General features: G+C 35.8%; 21 protein-coding genes and 1 pseudogene. 5 read left to right on the top strand and 17 right to left on the bottom strand.

What is annotated here, in order from left to right:
• Positions 1 to 63 precede the first annotated feature (63 nt).
• Positions 64 to 1038 (bottom strand): M14 family zinc carboxypeptidase, encoded by a 975-nt coding sequence (locus AC6CHR_RS22840; protein ID WP_498251358.1) that lies wholly within the window; start codon positions 1036 to 1038, stop codon positions 64 to 66.
• 164 nt (positions 1039 to 1202) lie between these two features.
• Between AC6CHR_RS22840 and AC6CHR_RS22835 the strand changes: the two genes are divergently transcribed.
• Positions 1203 to 1448, top strand: a complete 246-nt coding sequence (locus AC6CHR_RS22835; RefSeq protein WP_498251357.1) for a YhdB family protein — start codon at positions 1203 to 1205, stop codon at positions 1446 to 1448.
• Between the two features lie 84 nt (positions 1449 to 1532).
• Here the strand turns inward: AC6CHR_RS22835 and AC6CHR_RS22830 are convergent, their stop codons facing one another.
• Genes AC6CHR_RS22830 through AC6CHR_RS22820 form a run of 3 tightly spaced genes read right to left on the bottom strand, consistent with a single transcriptional unit; the run spans position 1533 to position 3858 of the window.
• Positions 1533 to 2060 (bottom strand): NADPH-dependent FMN reductase, encoded by a 528-nt coding sequence (locus AC6CHR_RS22830; protein ID WP_498251356.1) that lies wholly within the window; start codon positions 2058 to 2060, stop codon positions 1533 to 1535.
• 23 nt (positions 2061 to 2083) lie between these two features.
• Positions 2084 to 2722: a response regulator gene (locus AC6CHR_RS22825; RefSeq protein WP_498251355.1), complete on the bottom strand. Its 639-nt coding sequence runs from the start codon at positions 2720 to 2722 to the stop codon at positions 2084 to 2086.
• 2 nt (positions 2723 to 2724) lie between these two features.
• Positions 2725 to 3858: a GAF domain-containing sensor histidine kinase gene (locus AC6CHR_RS22820; protein ID WP_498251354.1), complete on the bottom strand. Its 1134-nt coding sequence runs from the start codon at positions 3856 to 3858 to the stop codon at positions 2725 to 2727.
• A 212-nt stretch (positions 3859 to 4070) separates the two neighbouring features.
• On the opposite strand from AC6CHR_RS22820, the gene AC6CHR_RS22815 reads away from it, so the two are divergent.
• The 3 genes from AC6CHR_RS22815 to AC6CHR_RS22805 are packed head-to-tail and all read left to right on the top strand — an operon-like array spanning position 4071 to position 5961.
• Positions 4071 to 4442: a GntR family transcriptional regulator gene (locus AC6CHR_RS22815; RefSeq protein WP_498251353.1), complete on the top strand. Its 372-nt coding sequence runs from the start codon at positions 4071 to 4073 to the stop codon at positions 4440 to 4442.
• A 6-nt stretch (positions 4443 to 4448) separates the two neighbouring features.
• Positions 4449 to 5315: an ABC transporter ATP-binding protein gene (locus tag AC6CHR_RS22810; RefSeq protein ID WP_498251352.1), complete on the top strand. Its 867-nt coding sequence runs from the start codon at positions 4449 to 4451 to the stop codon at positions 5313 to 5315.
• Positions 5299 to 5961 (top strand): ABC-2 transporter permease, encoded by a 663-nt coding sequence (locus AC6CHR_RS22805; RefSeq protein ID WP_498251351.1) that lies wholly within the window; start codon positions 5299 to 5301, stop codon positions 5959 to 5961. The genes AC6CHR_RS22810 and AC6CHR_RS22805 overlap by 17 nt, the downstream gene beginning before the upstream one ends.
• A gap of 152 nt (positions 5962 to 6113) precedes the next feature.
• Here AC6CHR_RS22805 and AC6CHR_RS22800 read toward each other — a convergent pair whose 3' ends face one another.
• From AC6CHR_RS22800 to AC6CHR_RS22740, 13 genes and pseudogenes are all read right to left on the bottom strand, one after another.
• The gene (locus AC6CHR_RS22800; protein ID WP_498251350.1) at positions 6114 to 6695 is read right to left on the bottom strand and encodes a histidine phosphatase family protein; all 582 of its coding nucleotides are present in this window, start codon (positions 6693 to 6695) and stop codon (positions 6114 to 6116) included.
• Between the two features lie 139 nt (positions 6696 to 6834).
• The gene (locus AC6CHR_RS22795; protein WP_498251349.1) at positions 6835 to 7044 is read right to left on the bottom strand and encodes a hypothetical protein; all 210 of its coding nucleotides are present in this window, start codon (positions 7042 to 7044) and stop codon (positions 6835 to 6837) included.
• Positions 7045 to 7648: 604 nt separating this feature from the next.
• On the bottom strand, positions 7649 to 8473 hold the full coding sequence (locus AC6CHR_RS22790; RefSeq protein WP_498251348.1) for an alpha/beta fold hydrolase: 825 nt from the start codon (positions 8471 to 8473) through the stop codon (positions 7649 to 7651).
• Entirely contained in the window at positions 8470 to 8979 is a 510-nt protein-coding gene (locus AC6CHR_RS22785) for an SRPBCC domain-containing protein (RefSeq protein ID WP_498251347.1), read from the bottom strand. The genes AC6CHR_RS22790 and AC6CHR_RS22785 overlap by 4 nt, the downstream gene beginning before the upstream one ends.
• Before the next feature lie 83 nt (positions 8980 to 9062).
• Entirely contained in the window at positions 9063 to 9389 is a 327-nt protein-coding gene (locus AC6CHR_RS22780; protein WP_498251346.1) for an ArsR/SmtB family transcription factor, read from the bottom strand.
• Between the two features lie 246 nt (positions 9390 to 9635).
• Positions 9636 to 10430, bottom strand: coding sequence for an SDR family NAD(P)-dependent oxidoreductase (locus AC6CHR_RS22775; protein WP_498251345.1), 795 nt, complete (start codon positions 10428 to 10430; stop codon positions 9636 to 9638).
• Positions 10431 to 10499: 69 nt separating this feature from the next.
• On the bottom strand, positions 10500 to 11507 hold the full coding sequence (locus AC6CHR_RS22770; protein ID WP_498251344.1) for a helix-turn-helix domain-containing protein: 1008 nt from the start codon (positions 11505 to 11507) through the stop codon (positions 10500 to 10502).
• A gap of 146 nt (positions 11508 to 11653) precedes the next feature.
• Positions 11654 to 12026, bottom strand: a pseudogene (locus AC6CHR_RS22765) (YhfM domain-containing protein).
• A 219-nt stretch (positions 12027 to 12245) separates the two neighbouring features.
• Positions 12246 to 12848 (bottom strand): hypothetical protein, encoded by a 603-nt coding sequence (locus AC6CHR_RS22760; RefSeq protein WP_498251343.1) that lies wholly within the window; start codon positions 12846 to 12848, stop codon positions 12246 to 12248.
• Between the two features lie 250 nt (positions 12849 to 13098).
• Complete coding sequence (locus AC6CHR_RS22755) at positions 13099 to 14844, bottom strand: phospho-sugar mutase (protein WP_498251342.1); 1746 nt, start codon at positions 14842 to 14844, stop codon at positions 13099 to 13101.
• 331 nt (positions 14845 to 15175) lie between these two features.
• Entirely contained in the window at positions 15176 to 16720 is a 1545-nt protein-coding gene (locus AC6CHR_RS22750) for a GNAT family N-acetyltransferase (protein WP_498251341.1), read from the bottom strand.
• Positions 16721 to 16944: 224 nt separating this feature from the next.
• On the bottom strand, positions 16945 to 17604 hold the full coding sequence (locus AC6CHR_RS22745) for an HAD family hydrolase (RefSeq protein ID WP_498251340.1): 660 nt from the start codon (positions 17602 to 17604) through the stop codon (positions 16945 to 16947).
• Positions 17605 to 17897: 293 nt separating this feature from the next.
• Entirely contained in the window at positions 17898 to 18323 is a 426-nt protein-coding gene (locus AC6CHR_RS22740; RefSeq protein WP_498251339.1) for a CBS domain-containing protein, read from the bottom strand.
• Positions 18324 to 18597: 274 nt separating this feature from the next.
• On the opposite strand from AC6CHR_RS22740, the gene AC6CHR_RS22735 reads away from it, so the two are divergent.
• On the top strand, positions 18598 to 19029 hold the full coding sequence (locus AC6CHR_RS22735; protein WP_498251337.1) for a disulfide oxidoreductase: 432 nt from the start codon (positions 18598 to 18600) through the stop codon (positions 19027 to 19029).
• Position 19030 lies beyond the last annotated feature (1 nt).

The raw sequence follows: 19030 nt of genomic DNA, 5'->3' as shown, positions 1-19030 counted from the left end.
CGGCACTAGGATTTTTACTGTTTAAATCCCTCTTCAAAGTAAATGCCAATATATTAAGGTTATTTACTCCAACAATTCAGCTTTTGCATACTCTGCCAAGATTATTCCTATTTCCTTATTTCGTTGCCATTCTTCTTCTAATACAGAGAGTGGTGGGCTTGTCTCATTTACGGAATAACTCAGCTCAATTGTTAGTGCTGGTTTTTTATAGGTTTGAATAAACCAATCGGTATATCCTCCACCAATGGCATTTGTAGGGGGATACGAAATCTGATAACCTGTCTTGTCTGCTACTTTTTCAACCAGTTCGACATCTCGTTGTAAATGTTCCAACCCATTATAGTAATACCAATAAATCATCCGTCCAGATGTATGATATGAAGCAGATGTTAATGGCTGTATTTCATTAGTAAATCCCAGTAGTGCCTTTGTTTCTGAAGCTTCTACTGGCTTTTCTCCTTTGTAATGTGAATATGAGGCATATCGTTGATCCCCTTCAATTTGTGCCCATCCTGCAGGCCATTGTCGGTTTAAATCGACTCCCAAACCATTAGCCTTCCACCTTGAAAAATCATTCTCTCCATTATTCATATCAAGATAAACTTCTTGTAATAGGAAAGGCAGATTCGATATCCCTTCTTGCTGGATCACGACACCATCTGGGTTTACCATCGGAATAAACCAAACTGAAATATCATCAAATACCCTTAAGCTATGTCCATATAATGTTTGATTCTTCTCATATCCTTCAGCGTATTTCTCGATCATGGTCATAATGACGTGGGTCGTTAGCCACTCGCGACCATGATGACTTCCCGTTATAAAGATAGAGTGTGAACCCTCCCCCACCTTTACAGCTAAAATTTCCCTTCCAAGCTCAGATTGTCCAATTTTTTTCAGTTCTAACTGATATGTATTAGCTAAATCAATCATATCTTGTTTCATTCGTTCATATGTATATTTTTCTGTGGCAGCATGGACTTGATTAGTGTCGAAAATAAGGAATAGGAGAAGCGATAAAAACAGTTTTTTGATCATTTATAACATTCATCCTTTTTGCTATTAGCATATCTTCAATCGGTCCTTTTTATAAGGGGAATCACTTCCAAGCCTTACATGACAATGACACCAAGTTTTGTACAGTAAGAAAAAAGGGAAAACACATACAATAGTCATATCTCCTTAAGAAGGAGGGAGCTTTCATGGACAGTGTTGATTATGATAAAGCTTTATATTACACACATCGATCACAGTGGGATAACTTGCTCATTCTAATGGTTCGCACTAAGGATGATTTCCTGTCAAAGAAAATAGAGCTTTTTTTACATGCCTATAACTTTGAACAAGACTACAAAGAAGTCGAAAAACAATTATATTCGTTGTTAAGATATATTGATCATGCAGTTGAATACCCAGAACAAGAATTGGAATATGCACAGCAAATTTAGTTTTCCAATTAGCTTACATTTAGAATAAAATAAAAGGCTGTCACTAGGTAGTATTTGTTATACTATCTAATGTCAGCCTCTTTTTTATTTTTCCAATGCATAATATGCATTGGTATAAATTATTAATTCATCAACTAATTGTTTAACTAACAATGCTGGTTCTGTTTTGATTTCCTTTTTTTCGTAATCAAAGCAGTGTGGATCAAGGGCTAATTGTTTAGGAATGGCGTTCGCATAAACCCCTCGCATTACTGTTCTCATATTATTTAGAGCATTTATTCCCCCTTTTCCTCCACCTGCGATTGCAATTAATCCGACAGCCTTATGTTTGAATTGTTCACTACTTAAAAAGTCTAATGCATTTTTTAAAGCTCCACTCATACCACTATGGTATTCAGGAGATAGTAAGATAATAGCATCAGCATTATTTACTGCTTGTTTAAGATCTTTCACTACTTGTAACTCTTGTTGATCTGCTTGCCCATTAAATAACGGTAGGATCTGTTCACTTAAATCAATATAATCTGCTTGGTTTGAGGCCGCAATAAATGAGGCCGCAATCTTTGTTCTTCCTGTTTTCCTTGGACCTCCACCTATAACTAACATTTTCATATCTACATCTTCTCCCTCTTGTTTTAATAACCATTTTTAACTGCATATAAAGCCGCTTGAGTACGATCAGCAAGCTGAAGCTTTGCAAGAATATTCGAGACATGGGTTTTGACTGTTTTCTCAGTTATAAATAAGGCTGATGCAATTTCCTTATTGCTTTTCCCTTTGGAAAGCTCCGTCAAAACGTCCTTTTCTCGCTTTGTTAAATCACTGAGTTTTGACGATTCTTGAGTAGCTCCCATCGTTAAATGTGTCATAACGTGAGAAGTGACCTTTGCATGTAATTTACTTTCCCCTTTTAAAACATCATGGATTGTTTCAACTAACTCATCAGGCTCAATGTCTTTAAGCTGATACCCTGAAGCCCCAGCTCGAATCGCTGGTATAACATGGTCTTGGTCCGCATAACTGGTTAATATAATAATTTTCACTAATTCATTCATCTCTCGGATTGCCTTTGTTGCCATAACGCCGTCCATTTCAGGCATAGATAAATCCATTAATACAACATCAGGTTCTAGCTCTTTAACTAATTTGACCGCTTCTTTACCATTTGCTGCTTCACCAACAACCTCAATATCCTTTTGTGTTTTTAAAAAGAATAACAATCCCCTACGAACTACGTGATGATCATCAGCTATGATTACTTTAATTTTCGACATGGTTAAACCCCTTTATTCAGTGGAATCATGAGATCTATCTGTGTCCCTAAACCAGGTGCACTAGTCAATTTGAAATGGCCTCTTAATTTCATCACACGTTCCTTCATTCCCTTAAGTCCTAAAGATGGGATAATTACATTTTCATCATAAAAGAAGCCTATACCCTTATCATTAACGGTCATTTTTACCATTTCTCTAGATCGTATAATTGACAAAGAAACCTTGTTAGTACCTGCATGTTTTTTACAATTATTTAATGCCTCTTGACCGATTCGCCAAAGCTCTTCCTCGATATGACAAGGTAATGTATTGACCCCTGAGATTGTTGATTCCAAACATAAACCTAACACATTTGCATAATTCAGTAGTGCTGCAGCAATGCCATTTTCTAATCCCTGTGGCCTAAGCTGCCAGATCAAAGCTCTCATTTCAGTTAATGCTTCTTGTGACAGCTCCTGCATGTACGTGAGCATTTCTTTTACATCTAGTTGTTCTGTCATTTCCTTTGTTCCTCGTGCAGTCAACATAATTGAAAATAATAACTGGTTAACCGAATCATGTAAATCCTGTGCCAACCTGTTTCTTTCTTCAATCAGCGCATGTCTTGTCTCTTTTTCAGTAAGTTGAATTCGTTTAATCGCTGTTCCAACTTGAAGGGCAACTGATTCTAATAAAGCGAGCTCACCATCTGAAAAATGCAACCTATTAGGGGATGCTACATTTAAAAGTCCAAATTTTTCGTCTCCTGCAACTAAAGGTATTGTTGCATGATGAGTAATTCCGTTTGTATCTCCCCACTCATTTGAAATGGCATTTTCAATTCTCTGACAAGAGATGATATTTGCTGCTTTCCTTAATTTCCCCTTATTATACTGACATACACACCAACAGCTTCCTTCACATAATGGTTTTCTTCGTTCCCATGCTAAACCATTTGGTAAAGCATGATCTGCTGCTAACTCATATTCTCCCTCTGAATTAATTAAGAAGATCCACCCGCTATCGAGTTCAATGACATGAAGCAACTCTTTTAGCACGTCGTTCAGCATAGTCCGTACATCAGTTGCAGCATTTAATTTTTCCGCAATCGTCTTTAGCGTATTTAGTTCATGTATATAATCATCTCTTCCGCTCATCATGTCTCTCCCTAGTCCCCATGTTTTCATACTACTATTATAACAACTTATTGTCAGTAAGCACCTTCTCTATCTGTATGAATTTTCTGCTACTTTTGGCGTAGAAAAGGGATGAATTTTTTTCACATTTAAAAAAACTGAAATATTGTTTGACACAACTGTTCATACTGTATATATTATATATAAACAGTATGAACAAAGGAGGCGAACATTTGAATATAATCATTAGGAATTCCAGTGACCACCCAATTTATTCTCAGATCAAAACACAAATTAAAGAACAAATCTTACATGGAGAACTTATTGAAAAAGAAAATTTACCATCGATAAGGAAACTTGCAAAGGATTTACAAATAAGTGTTATTACAACGAAAAAGGCTTATGAGGAGCTTGAAAAAGAAGGATTTATCGAAACCTATCCTGGCAAAGGATCATTTGTAGCAGCACAAAACAAAGAGCTATTAAAGGAAAAACAAATGAAGTTAATTGAAGACCAGCTTGAAAAAGTCATTATCGATAGCAAAGCTTTTAACATCGATTTAGAAGAACTGAAACATATCCTAACATTGCTTTACGAGGAGTGAATATAAATGGAAAATCTTATTGAAATCAAACATGTAACAAAAAACAGAAAAAACTTTCAGTTAAACGATATAAATTTTGAGATTAAGAGTGGATTTATTACAGGTTTAATTGGCCCGAACGGCGCTGGAAAGACATCGTTAATTCGCTGTATCATGGACCTTGTGCACATTGACTCAGGGGAAATTGAATTATTTGGGTTAAAGCACTCTGAAGCGACAAAGGAGATAAAGCAAAGAATTGGATTTGTTTATGATGAAAACTATTTTTACGAGGACTTAACAATCGAACAAAACAAGAAAATTGTGAGTTTATTTTATGACCAATGGGATGACCGTTTATTTTATTCCTACTTAAAACAATTTCAGCTACCAAAAAGGGAGAAAATCAAACACTTATCAAAGGGAATGAAAATGAAGTTTTCACTTGCAATCGCCTTATCACATCATCCTGAGCTTATCATTATGGATGAGCCAACATCAGGTCTTGATCCTGTTTTCAGGAGGGAATTTCTTGATCTATTATTGGATATTGTCCAAGACGAAAACAAAGCGATCTTCTTCTCCACACATATGACCAACGATTTAGAGCAGATAGCCGACTATATCGCCTTTCTAAATAACGGTGAGCTTGTATTCCATGATGAAAAGGAATCGATTTTAGAACGATATCTTCTCGTAAAAGGCCATACAAATGAATTAAGCGAGATCGACTCATCAAACATGATCGGCTTACAGAAATCATCGGTTGGATTTACAAGTCTGATCTTACGTGATGAAATAACTTCTCATGATTCATTCGTTTATGAAAAGCCAACATTAGAAGACATTATGTACTTCACAGTGAGGGGGAACAAACATGCAAGCACTCATTAAAAAGGATCTATATACACAACAGAAAGTGGTTTATCTTTTTAGTCTTTTTTGGTTTATTACAATTACAGGTTTTTTTACGGATGGGTCACCAATTAGACATGTTTTATTAATTGCCTTCACTTCATTTACTTTAGTGCTTTATTCAAACTTTAACACAATAACATCAGAAGAAATGCAATCTAGATTAATTAATAGCCTACCTGTTACTCGTAAACAGGTTGTTTTAGGAAAATATGTGACCGGAATTATTTGGTATCTACCAATGGCGTTACTCGTGACCATTTACGTTGTGCTATTTAACCTATTTGCTCCGTTTCCGTCTAGGCTGATTCATTTACCGGAATACATTATTGCCTTAACCATCATGTATTTATTACTTTCTATCTTCTATCCCCTTCTATATACAGTTGGCTATAAAGTAGCATCAGTATTAGTTGGAGTAATCATTCCGGTTACCCTTTTAATTGGCAATCAAATTATTGTGAATTTAACTGAAAATCCAAAATTCCCAAATGTTAAAGAGCTTGTTGCATCGTTAGCTGAAAAACAGTGGATGATAGCAGGATTTCTTACACTAGCAACTCTAATTATTTCAGTCATAAGCTACCAAGTTTCCGTTAAAATCTACTCCAAAAAGGATTTGTAAAAGTATCTAGCGCGCTTATCAATGAGGTATTGTCCATATATCATGTTTTATTGTCCGGGGTACTCTCGTTATTGTCGATCTTTTCATCTTAATTGTCCTAATCAACGTCTGATCAACCAAAACGAGAGATATATTGACCGATCGACAATTTTCTACATTATCACTAGTTTATGCCAACCTGTATCTCCTAGAAAATGTTCTCGGCTAACAGATTCTCCTAAAAATTGACGATAAGAAGTAATTGTTCCATAGTGGGTTACAATGAAAATCCTATCTTTATGGAAGCTTCTGCACCAAGCTATAAACTGTTTAGCTAAATCATTAAACTGATTATCAGAAATTGTATTTATACCATTTCTCCAGTGGATTCCTTCGCTATTTGTAATTTCTAGCTGGGGAAATTCCTCTTCAATCACTTCTTTTGCTAATGTTTGATCACAATCATAAGCCATATCTGGTGATAATAACGGAAACATTCGTGGACCAATTAGTGGATGAACTATTTTTTGACAATCCACATCAACTGTCCATATTAAAGCTGTTTGAATCGTACGTCTTAGGGGACTAATAATAAATAAATCATTAGATGAAACAGGAAAGGTTTCTTTAAGTGTATTTGCTTGAGATTCTCCAACTTCAGTTAATGAAGGGTCTTTCATTTGTAAACTTTGTGGCGGACTCATAACATGGTGTCCCTGTGCGTGACGAAAGAAATAAATATCTATACCTCTCAACCTCCCAAAATTGTTGATGTATACTCTATGCAAAACTAGTTAACACCATCAAATATGATCGAAAATGAAAAGGGGATCTTCCACTTTTGAAGATCCCCCTTTTCGACTGATTTAATTATAGCACCTAGTAGTTGGACAATTAGTCCAACTCACAATAGAAATAATCTATACTTAGTCCTGATTTTTCTATAATAGGACGTCCACCATTATTATAACAACCATTAGCTATTTCTCTGACTTCTATGTAACTAAAGAATAGTTGAGCAATAATTAAAACTCCTACTGAAACCATTACAGTAGAGATGATAATCGCTACTCTTTGTTTTGTTGTTAACTTTTTAAATGTCATATATAATCACCCGATATACAAAACATAGAACGATCCCTTTCCATAATTAAGATTAATTAATTATACCATTTAGAAGTTTTATATTATTAAATAATCTGTGTTTGAAACGTTTTCCTCACAGCTTTGTAACTCAAATCTTTTATCTAATTTCTTTCTCAACAACACGAATATATTTCGTATAATTAACCCTAGAATATTAAAAACTCTCTTAAATAATGACGATAGGAAGTTATTCTACCTCTGTGGGGAAAAATCTCATTTTTATTGAAGATATCACACTTGAACAGTTAATCAACATTGCATACTACATTGGAGCTATTAGTAGCATTAGAAACATAAGAATTGTTAACAATATGCTCAAGAAAATACTCAAAAGAGATATAAATATATTCCTTTTAATTTGTCTAACTCCGACTACGAGTCCTAATATAACTATACCCCACCAAAGAATAATAGCAAAGACTTCATTAAAGTTTGTTATTATTCCACCAAAGAACTGCTTTCTGTTCCTTTAATTTACGTTAAATAAATTTAAAAGGCACATCTCTTATTAAGAAATGCACCTTGCTTGTTGATTAGTACCAATACTACAATGAGATTATAACTACACTCCACTTGGATTTTTATCATTGTTTAGGTGAAGTTTTACGACTGCATGTGCCAATAGATCCGGAGCCATCATAACCGCAGAATGGTCTTGCCCTAAAAGCGTTTGATATTCAGCTTTCGGTAACAGATCAGCAAGTGATTTAGCTGCATTATGAAAGTACGATTCACTATTATCTCCAATCATAATTGATGTTGGAACATCCACATCCCATCGGTCGATTGGTAAAGGTTTACCAGATTGAGTTTCTTCCATAACCAAGCCATCATAAGCAAGAGTATGTGCCATACTTTCCATTACCTTCCATGAAGGATCAGCTTTCATATAACCTAGATATTCAGAAGGTATTCCGAGTGCTGCACTCATGAAATATTCTACAGCATCACTACGTCTGTTTTCCTCAATCAAATCATTCAATTGCTGAACATAATTTATTGGTACACGTGGACGACTATCATCAATTATAAACGGCGGCTCATACAAAAATAGCTTTGTTATTTTTACTCTCAGTTTGGTTGCAGCTTCAAGTGCTAACACGGCACCGGAAGAGCTACCGAACAAAAAGCTTTTGCCCCCTGCTTCATCTACAAGGACCTCGATGTCTTCCACTTCTCTTTCAACTGCATATGGGTAAGTATCGGTGCTTTGACCTCTACCGCGACGATCATAGTTGTAAACAGTAAAATGTTTGGCTAGCTTTTCTGCGAATTGTTGAGCATCTTTGTGATCAGCCGCGGCAGGTGCTACTAGAATTACTGCCGGTCCATTTCCCTGTTTTTCATAAGCAATTTTCGTTCCATCTTTTGAAAAGATTGTGTTCATAATTCCCCTCCATTTTTAGTTAGTAGATAGTCTTCGAGTCGATCAAAGGCATCAGTAAAGCCCTTGACCATCCCCATATCTTCGGCATTATTAAGGTCTTCGACACTGCTGAAACGAGTAATAATTCTTAGTTTAGAGCCTTTCTTTACCTCATCGAAAGTTACAATGGTATACATAGTACTATTTTCTGAAACATTCCAATTCTTATCAGTAAATGAGTCTATGTAGACAAGTCTAATCGGTTCAATAATTTCTTGATATACCGCTCTGCAATATGCCTCTTCTTCATCCCCATTATTCGGCCTTAAACTATAGCGCCAAACACCACCGGGTCTAACGTCCATCTCGTATACGGTGGAGGTCCAATATTTAGGGCCCCACCAACGAGCGATATGTTCCTGTTTAGTCCATCCTTCCCATGCAAGCCTAGGAGGAATAGCTACGGTACGTTCAATTGTGAGCTCTCGTCGTACCCTATCTTTGTAGATTTTTGTTTTTCTTCTCATTTCGATTCATCCTTGTTGGTTAATATTCTACCCCGTTAAATTGCTCCAAGTTTGATTGTTTGCAGTTCCACATGTAGCAGATGTTAAGGCGATTTATTCTCCTTTCGTTTAATGTCGAGCATATAGTCCTCAAAGCTATCTAGACGTTCTTCCCACAGGATGCTAAATGAGTCGAACCAAGCATCTAACTCCTGAAACGTTTGTGCTTGAAGGCTATATATACGTAGCTGTCCCTTAGTACGAGATCGTACTAATCCAGCCTCGCCTAAGATGCGCAAATGGCGAGAAACCTGTGGTTGGCCAATGTTGAGTCTCTGAACAATTTCACTTACAGAGTGTGGTCCCTTTTTCAAAAGCTCCACAATGTTGAAACGATTCGGTTCTGCGATTGTTTGTAATGTTAGTTGCATCGTAGTTATATCCATGTCACAAATATACATTTAAACGTATATACATGTCAATATATATAGTTGTGTGTGTTTGAATATATTTTCCATTCAAGATCATCTTTTTTACATCTAATTAGTAAATTTGCCTTTATTAACACCAAAATCATCATAAAGATAACCTTTCTAGGAGACAAAATTAATCTTTGCACTGTTTTTTATTGTTAGGTATCTGCAATTGGTTGGTCCTCATCGTCAAAAATGAAATCCTTAAAAAATAGTCGGTACCATTCCCCCATCCATACGGATCGGAGAACCCTTAAATGCAGATGCATATGGACTACATACAAATGTAGTTAGTCTACCTATTTCAATTGGCTTGATAAATCGTTGTATTTCAGATTGAGGTAGGTTTGTAGCCATAAATTCTTTCTCTTTTTCTGAAAAATCCATATCTTCATTAGAGTATATCTCCTCAATGATTTGATGCACATTTTCAGAGAGTGTTGGTCCTGGCATGATTGTATTGATTGTAACTTCTGTTCCTATTGTTAATTTAGATAAGCTTTTTGACAAAGATAACAGCATAGATTTTGTCATACAATACTGAGGCATTTGTCCTGAAGGCATAATTGCTTCTTCACTTGCAATAAAGATAATGCGACCATCATCATTTTTCAACATTTTAGGTAAATAAAATTTAGATAATCCATTTGCAGCAAGAACATTAGTACGAAAGTATTTTTCCCATACTTCATCATCAACGTCATCATATTGCATAATTTCATAAATCCCCATATTGTTAACTAAAATATCAATTTGGGGGTATTTATCAAATAATGCTTCTCGTTGTTGAATATCCACAATATCGGCTGTAGCATTTTGAGGAAGTGAAGCCGGGTAATCTGACTTAATTTCATTTACAGTTCGTTCTACCTCTTCATAGTTTCGTCCATTAATTAGTACATTAACTCCTTCTTTGGCGAGTTCAATGGCAATTGCTTTCCCTATACCTTTCGTTGATCCAGTAACTAAAGCTGTTTTATTGTTTAATCCCATATCCATAATACATCTCTCCTTTTAATTTACTTATAATGATTTTAAAAAAACATACCTATTTTAAAACAAATCAATTTATCGCGTTTTACTAAAATGTTCACTACGCCAATTTGAAGGAGTATCACCTTCCCAAAGGCGAAAGGCGCGATAGAACGAGTTTTGGTCTTCATATCCAATCAGGAAGGCCACTTCTTTTATATCAAGCGAGGGGTCTGCCAAGTACTCTCGTGCTTGCTCATATCGGGCAAGTGCTAACAGATGCTTGAAGCTCGTGCCTTCATCAGTAAGTCGGCGCTGCAAAGTACGATTGCTCATCCCCAATTCGCTCGCAACAGTCTGAATGTTGGGCCGCCCTCCTGTCAGGCTTCGTTTTGTGATCCACTTGACCATCTCGGTGATTGAGCAGCTATGTTGCTGTTCATCCAGCGAGCGGTCCAGTACGGGAGTCAGAATCTCTAGCAACTCTGCGTTGTACGAGACAAAGGAGCGGTCCAAATCGCTTCGATGTAGTGTCAACCGGTTACAATTCCCACCAATCATGATGCGACAGCCGAAGAAAGCTTCAAGTGCCTGTACGTCGCCCATCGGGTGCGAAAATTCAACGAACTTCGCCCTCAATGGTTGACCTGTGCCCCGTCGCCCAAGCTCCAGAAGAAATGCCAGTGTAATACCAACCATCATCTGCGGACCGGGTTGCTCGGTATCCAACCATTCCAGTTCGATTGTACACAGTTCGTCTCCTTCAGTGATACGTAAGCTCTCGGGGGGACACATTTGTTTGTACCGGACCATTCGGTATAGTGCATCGCGATAGTCGCGAGCATGATAAGTCGCTAAGACGGTCGGGGGGTACTGCGCTGCTTCAATGACGGTCGTAAGCTTGATAATTCCTTTGGCAGTGTCTTCAATAAGATCGGAATAAGCCTGCCAAATCGCGAAATATTGGGCTTGGGTGACAACCGGTTCAGTAATAATGGTGAGTGGCAGTCCTGCTTTTCGAACCACGTCGTGGGCAGCAATTCCTAATTGACGTAATCCTTCCCAAAAACCTGCAGGGAATTTAATACGTGTATGAGATGACATACATATGGCCCTCCTTTAGCTATCTACATATTCACTAGTTTTGGATGAGATTGGGTACTGCCTTGTTGGCGAGATAGTCATTATATTACATACTTAATGTCGCTCTGTAACTAGCAAAGAGCGACATTTCACTTGCAGATTATGCATTATTGTAAATTAACCAATTTATCTCCCGTAATGATTTCGAATAAAATTGCCGAATTTTCTTTTGTTAATTGAGCATACCGATTATCTCCTTGGACAATCTCTAATTTATCTTTATTAGGACTTATCCAGACTACTGCTTTCGCTTCTTATTTCAGGATTTTTAAACTGAAAAACAAATTGGTAGTCTTACTAAGGAGACAAATCGACATTGACACTTTCCCAATCAGTATCATCTAATACTTTTTTTACCTTCGAGACTTCATTATTATCAGTAACTTCCCTAAAGTCCTCTTATTCACTCTTACCCCCAATACCTCTTTGAACTTCAATTTTTTGTTCTTCGTTTTCTACTCCTGTAGAACAACCTGTCATTATAAAAAAATCAATACAATAATAATAGATAAAACTTTTGAATTCTCTTAGTTACTTTCACCCTTATCCTATTAGGCATTTGTTTTACTTTTATTTTTCGAGCTATTATCGAATGAACTTGCGACTTCCGTTTAAAAAATCCTTACCACTTGTTGAAGTAAAGCTACTCAATCGTTTTAGTACATTTTTTCACAATCTTATAAAACAGCGACTTTACTTTTATGATATTGAGTTTTTCGAAAATTTATAGGCACCAACAGCAAATAGTACTACAAATAATACTGCTACAAGACTAATAATATAGTCTTCAGTGATAATGTTCATGAACAGCATGACCAAAGCCGTTAGTGAAAAAAACACTGTAAAGCATCGTTTTAACAGTATGAATTTTAAGCGAAAACCAACTAAGGCCCATATTCCTGTCGTTAAAAATACCAACCATATCGTTACTTCGCTTTGTACTTCTATACTAATTAGTATGTTTAACAACACAAGGCCCCATGATGCTAATACCGAGTCTCGATGTTTTATATAAATTGGTATGAGTAATAATCCTAACAATAAACTACATATGCTAGAAGGCAAATTTTGTACAAAAAATATAGAATTAATCGTTAGTAATCCAAAGGCAGTTATGAAGATAAGCCCTCCACCATTGGGACTATATCGCTTCCAACCTTGTAAAAATAATAAAAATAAACCTACAGTTAATAAACCAAATAACCATTCAGTAAACCATTCTGCACCATACCATCGCTCTGACAAATTAATCAGTAGAACATTACCTAAAACAGCCACAGCATACATGACAAAACCCTTCATCTACTATCCCCTCTTTCTCTAAAAAGGCTACCAAAAAACAATCTTATTCATACAATACATCGAATAAATAAAGAAAATCAGAAGCTACTGCTAAGAGTTTTATATAATTATTTTTTAACCTCCTTTTTTAGAACTTAACAAAAAACACCTATCAAATTTACATACAATTTGATAGGTGTTTACCTTTACATTTTTTAATGTTCCCGATAGTTAACGAACCCGTTACATCCATTTGTCCGCTTTCTTCAACTTATTTACTTAAAGCTGCAATTAATTCATTTACCTTTTCCATAACTCCAGCTTCCAAAGCATTAAGTTTTTGCTCACTTTGTTCAAGTGTTTCACTCTTTACACCAAAGTAAAACTTAGCTTTTGGCTCAGTTCCAGATGGTCGAACACAGAACCAAGAGTTATCTTCTAGGATGTATTTTAATACGTTCGAGCCTGGCAATTCAATTTTCTCATTGGTGCCAGCCACTACATCCTGACGTTCACTTGTTTTATAATCCTCAATTACAGAAATTCGTTTTCCAGCTATTTCAGTAGGAGGATTTGTTCTAAAGGAATGGAGAATGCTTTGAATTTGTTCAGCACCTTCTTTTCCTTTTAAGGTAAGGGATTGTAAACCTTCTTTGTAATAGCCATACTCATTAAAAATCTCAAGTAAGCCTTGATACAAAGTCAGTCCTTTCTTTTTATAATATGCACTAACTTCAACAGCTAACAATGCTGCTTGTACTGCATCTTTATCACGAGCAAAGTCACCAATTAAATAGCCGTAGCTTTCCTCATAGCCAAATTGGAATTGATATTGTCCAGAGCGTTCATATTCATTAATTTTCTCACCGATAAATTTAAAGCCAGTTAATGTATCAATTGTGTCTAAGCCAAAAGACTTGGCAATATCTCGACCAATCTCAGAAGTTACAATTGTTTTTAAAACAACGCCATTAGTAGGAAGTGTTCCTGCTACCTTCTTCTCAGACAGTATGTAATGAAGGAGAAGGGCTCCCGTTTGATTTCCAGTAAGCACAACATATTGTCCTTCGTTATTTTTCACTGCAATCCCTAGTCTGTCTGCATCTGGATCCGTACCAATAAGGAGATCTGCATCGATTGCTTGACCATCACGTATCGCCAATGTAAACGCATCATGCTCCTCTGGATTAGGAGATTTAACAGTTGAAAAATTAGGATCAGGTAGTTCTTGCTCCTTCACAACCGTTACATTTTTATAGCCTAATGCCTGTAAACCTCTACGAACTGGTTTATTAGCAGTCCCATGTAATGGAGTGAATACTACTTTTACATCTACTTCTTTTGATAAAGTAGGATTAACAGAGATTGTTGTTAGCTTCTCAGTGTAAGCTAGATCAATTTCTTCACCTATCATTTTAATAAGACCTTGAGCTTTTAACTCTGTCTCGTCTTTTACTTCTATTAGTAATTCATCTTCAACCTTGTTGACATATGTTATGACTAAATCTGCAGCTGCTGGCGGTAACTGACCACCATCATTGCCATAAACTTTATAACCATTATACTCTGGTGGATTATGGCTAGCCGTAACCACGATACCAGAGAATGCATTTAAATAACGGACGGCAAATGATAATTCTGGTGTAGGACGTAATTCTTCAAAAACGTACGTTTGGATACCATGACTAGCTAATGTTTTAGCAGCCTCCATTGCAAACTCAGGTGACTTATGACGAGAATCATAAGCAATTGCAACGCCACGCTTTTTCGCATCGTCTCCAAATGAATCTATGTATGTTGCCAAACCTTCGGATGCCTTACGAACCGTGTACAAATTCATTCGGTTTGTACCTGGTCCAATTTCACCACGCATACCACCTGTACCAAATTCTAAATCCTTATAAAAGCAATCCTCTAAAGTCTTTTCATTACCTTCTAGTTCATTTAATAATGTTTGTAATTCCTTATCTAAATCATGCTTATTTTTCCAACGTAAATAGCTTTGCTCCCAGCTCATCTTGACCTCCTGGATATCTATCATATTCTCTCCAAATAACATCCCTATTTTAGCATATTCTAGGTCTATCCACACAATTGGATTTCTACAAATTCCGATAAATTCAATAAAACATAGATAAAAATTGGATGTAATGTTATTTCGCTAAAATGAAGTCTACTATTTACCAATCTATATTCGAGTTATTCCTTATATTTTATTATTTCAAAATATCATTATCTCGACATGAATCGACCATGACTTAAATATTTATGTAAACTATAACCCTTGCAATTTTAATAATTGGAATGCTAAAGGCTGACCCCTTTATATAGAGTCAGCCACATTCTATTTAGTGTTTCTCATTATAATTAATCGAATAAATATCTTTTCTACGATCCTTCAACTGATTTACAGTTCCAGATTGGCGTTGACGTCTTAGAATTTCCAAGTCGACATCACCTATCGCAACCATTTCAATATTGGGGTTACTTTCAACAACAATCCCATCTCGTGCAAATTCAAAATCAGAAGGTGCAAAAATAGCTGATTGAGCATATTGGATATCCATATTTTCCGCTTGTGGTAGGTTACCCACCGTTCCGGCAATAACTGTATATATTTGATTTTCCACAGCACGTGCTTGAGAACAATAACGAACTCTTAAGTAGCCTTGACGATCTTCCGTACAGAAAGGTGTGAAAATGATTTTAGCCCCACGATCTGTTGCAATTCGGGCAAGTTCTGGAAATTCAATATCATAGCAAATTTGAATGGCTATTTTACCACAATCTGTATCAAATACCTTCACTTCATCTCCGCGACTAATCCCCCACCATTTTCTTTCGTTTGGCGTAATATGCAATTTATATTGCTTTTCGATTGTTCCATCACGTCTGAATAAATAAGCAATATTGTAAATTTTCCCTTCTTCCTCAACTACATGTGAACCACCAATAATGTTCACGTTATAGCGAACTGCTAACTCAGTGAAAAGTTCAATGTATTCCTCGGTGAATTCCGTTAACCTTTGAATCGCTCTACTTGGTGACTTTTCATCAAGGAAGGACATAAGTTGCGTTGTGAAAATTTCGGGAAACACCGCAAAATCTGAATTTGCATCTGAAGCTACATCTGTATAATATTCTACCTGTTTTGCAAATTCTTCAAATGAATTAATTTGCTTCATCATATATTGAACAACACAAATACGAACCGGATTCGATGTTTTATAAAACCTCTTTGCATTTGGTTGATAATCAACATTATTCCATTCCATTAATGTTGCGTACTTATTTGAAGCTAAATCATCTGATAAATAATTTGGATTTATTCGCATTAACGTAAATTCATTTAATAACTGAAAAGATAAAACTGGATCGTAAATCTTATGTAATGTCACTTGCTGAACATATTCCCTAGCTGTAAGCTCATCAGAATAACGATAATAGTTGGGAATCCGACCACCAATAATAATACTTTTCAAATTAAGCCTTCTAGCTAAATCTTTTCTTGCTTCATATAAACGATGACCAATTTTCATGCGTCGATAGCTAGGGTGAACCATTACTTCAATTCCATACATATTATAGCCTTCAGGATCATGGTTGGTAATATAGCCGTTATCTGTTATATCGTCCCATGTATGACGATCATCATACTCATCAAAATTAAGTAAAAGACTTGAGCATGATCCGATAATTTTCCCTTCAAGTTCAGCACAAAACTGTCCCTCTTGAAAATGTTCAAGATGACTTTCAAGATGGTCTCGTTTCCATGGTGTCATACCAGGAAAACATTTTCCTTGTAGTTTCAAAAGCGCTTCAATATCACCTTCTTCAATATTACGAATGATCATCTTCTTTTCAAATTTAGATAAATCTAGTTCTTCTGACATAATGGTGGCTCCTTTAATAGGCTATTTCTAGAGGCTCTCTTCTAGAAATTTGTTGCTAGTACGAATAAAAATCGGCTGTTGGATTTTAATAATGTAAATTGAAGCTATCTCCAGAGAGATATCAGAGTAATTTATGAAAAGAGCACGAAAATAGGCTAAATTCGTAAAGATTTACATATTGCGAAAACAAACTAAAATTTTGATCACTCTGACTATATTACCCTTTATTTTTTATTTAAAAACGAGATTAGATCCTTCAATTTCATTTGTGCCATCGATTCAAGAGTATGATCCACTTCACAAAAGTCTAAATCCTTAGTTACCGCATTAGGAACAGTTACACAACTCATTCCAGCACGCTTGGCAGCCAATGCCCCGTTTGCAGAATCCTCAAATGCAATACACTCCTCTGGTCGTACACCAAGACATTTAGCAGCCTCAAGATATAGGGCTGGATCAGGTTTCACGATTTCCACATGATCGGAGGTACGAATACATTCAAAATGATCTAAAAGATTAAGCCTTTTTAAATGAGATGAAACCCATTGAAAATTTGAACTTGAAGCAAGTCCTATTTTAAGATTAAGTGTTTTAGCTGCTTCTAAGTACTCAACAACACCTGGTCTAGCCTGTTCTACTTCAATCCTTTTAGCAAATCTTTCTTTTTGCATTTTTGAAAGGAGTTCATAATCCAGCTTTCTCTTAGATTGTTCCTCAAGGTATGTAAAAGGGTGAAAATCAGATTTGGTACCAATTAATTTCCCCCATATACTTAATGGCAATTCACATTGATATTCTGCAAATAATTCAGATAAAACCTCGTATTCATGTGTTTCGGTATCCAAAATTAGTCCATCAAAATCGAATATAATTGCTTTTATCATTTCTCATCACCTCTATTATAGTATACAACTATTAGGTTATGCTTTCACTTTTCGAGCTATGTGGAGTTCGCTCCTTGTTTGAATTTATTGGTTAATTAAACCACTTTCTGTGATTATTGAGACCGTTTTGTCTTTTTATGAACCGCAATTGCCGATTATTGAACCGCTTTTCCGGTTTATTGAGCCACTTTCCCCAATAATTGAACCACTCGCTATATATAGTCCAAATTCTATATACGAAAAAACCAAAAAAGGAGACAATGTAACTTGTCCCCTTCTTTAGGTACTATTAATTAGGTTGTTTGATTTGGTACTGAAATATTTGTTAATGCTACTCCGGCAGCTTGGTCTGACATTTCATTTGTAGCTAAATCACCTAGTGCCACAATGCCAACTAACTGGTTGTTCTCGACAATTGGTAATCGACGAATTTGATGTTGTGCCATAACGTTTGCAGCCTCTTGCGTAGACATAGCTGTATGCCCAGAGACAAGATTTGTTGACATAACCTGTGAAATAGGTGTCGTACTATCTCCACCTTGCGCTGTTGATCTCGTTGTGATATCTCGATCAGTGATGATCCCTTTAAGCTCACCATTATCGACTACAGGTATAGAACCAACATTATTTCGACTCATAATTGCTGCAGCTTCTTTAATTGTTTGATTTGAGGATACTGTCTCCACGTTAGTTGTCATACATTCTTGAATAGTATTCAAGATTATTCACCCCTTTCGTACTTAGTATGAACAAATATTTCTGCTTTATTAAAAAATGTATTTACAAACATAATCTCTACTAAATAAGCCAAAGCTACATTTAAACAAACTATATTTCAAATGAGCCTTTGTACATTTCCTAATTTATTCCTAAAAAATATCTTCCATGACATATAATTTCTGCCCTTAAACGAAAGTTCACAATCTATCTATTTTACAGTACTCTTAGTTACGACTATAATTTAAGTAAATAGAGTTTTTGCGAGGAGATGCTATGTCAAATTCAAATGAAAAGCGTATTGAAAATTTATTATCGATTGGATGGGTAGCTTCTTTTATTGCTACATTAGGAAGTCTATATTTTTCAGAAATAATGAAATATACCCCTTGTAACCTTTGTTGGTATCAGAGAATCTTTATGTATCCATTAGTTATTATTCTAGGAATTGCTGTTTTTAAAAAGGATGCCAGCGTTGCCCTTTATTCTTTAATTCTATCTGCTATTGGTGGGTGTATTTCGATCTACCATTACAGTATTCAAAAGGTTGACTTTCTAGGGGATAATTCACTATCATGTGGTATTGTCCCATGTACGGGAGAATATATTAATTGGCTAGGATTTATTACAATCCCTTTCTTGGCACTATTAGCATTCATCACAATTTTCCTTACAAGTTTATTAATTTTAAAAAAGGCAGGTCGTTAAC

Source organism: Metabacillus sp. GQ13, assembly GCF_059758525.1.
The sequence above is the reverse complement of the archived record's forward strand: the minus strand, read 5'-3'. Positions and strand labels throughout refer to the sequence as shown.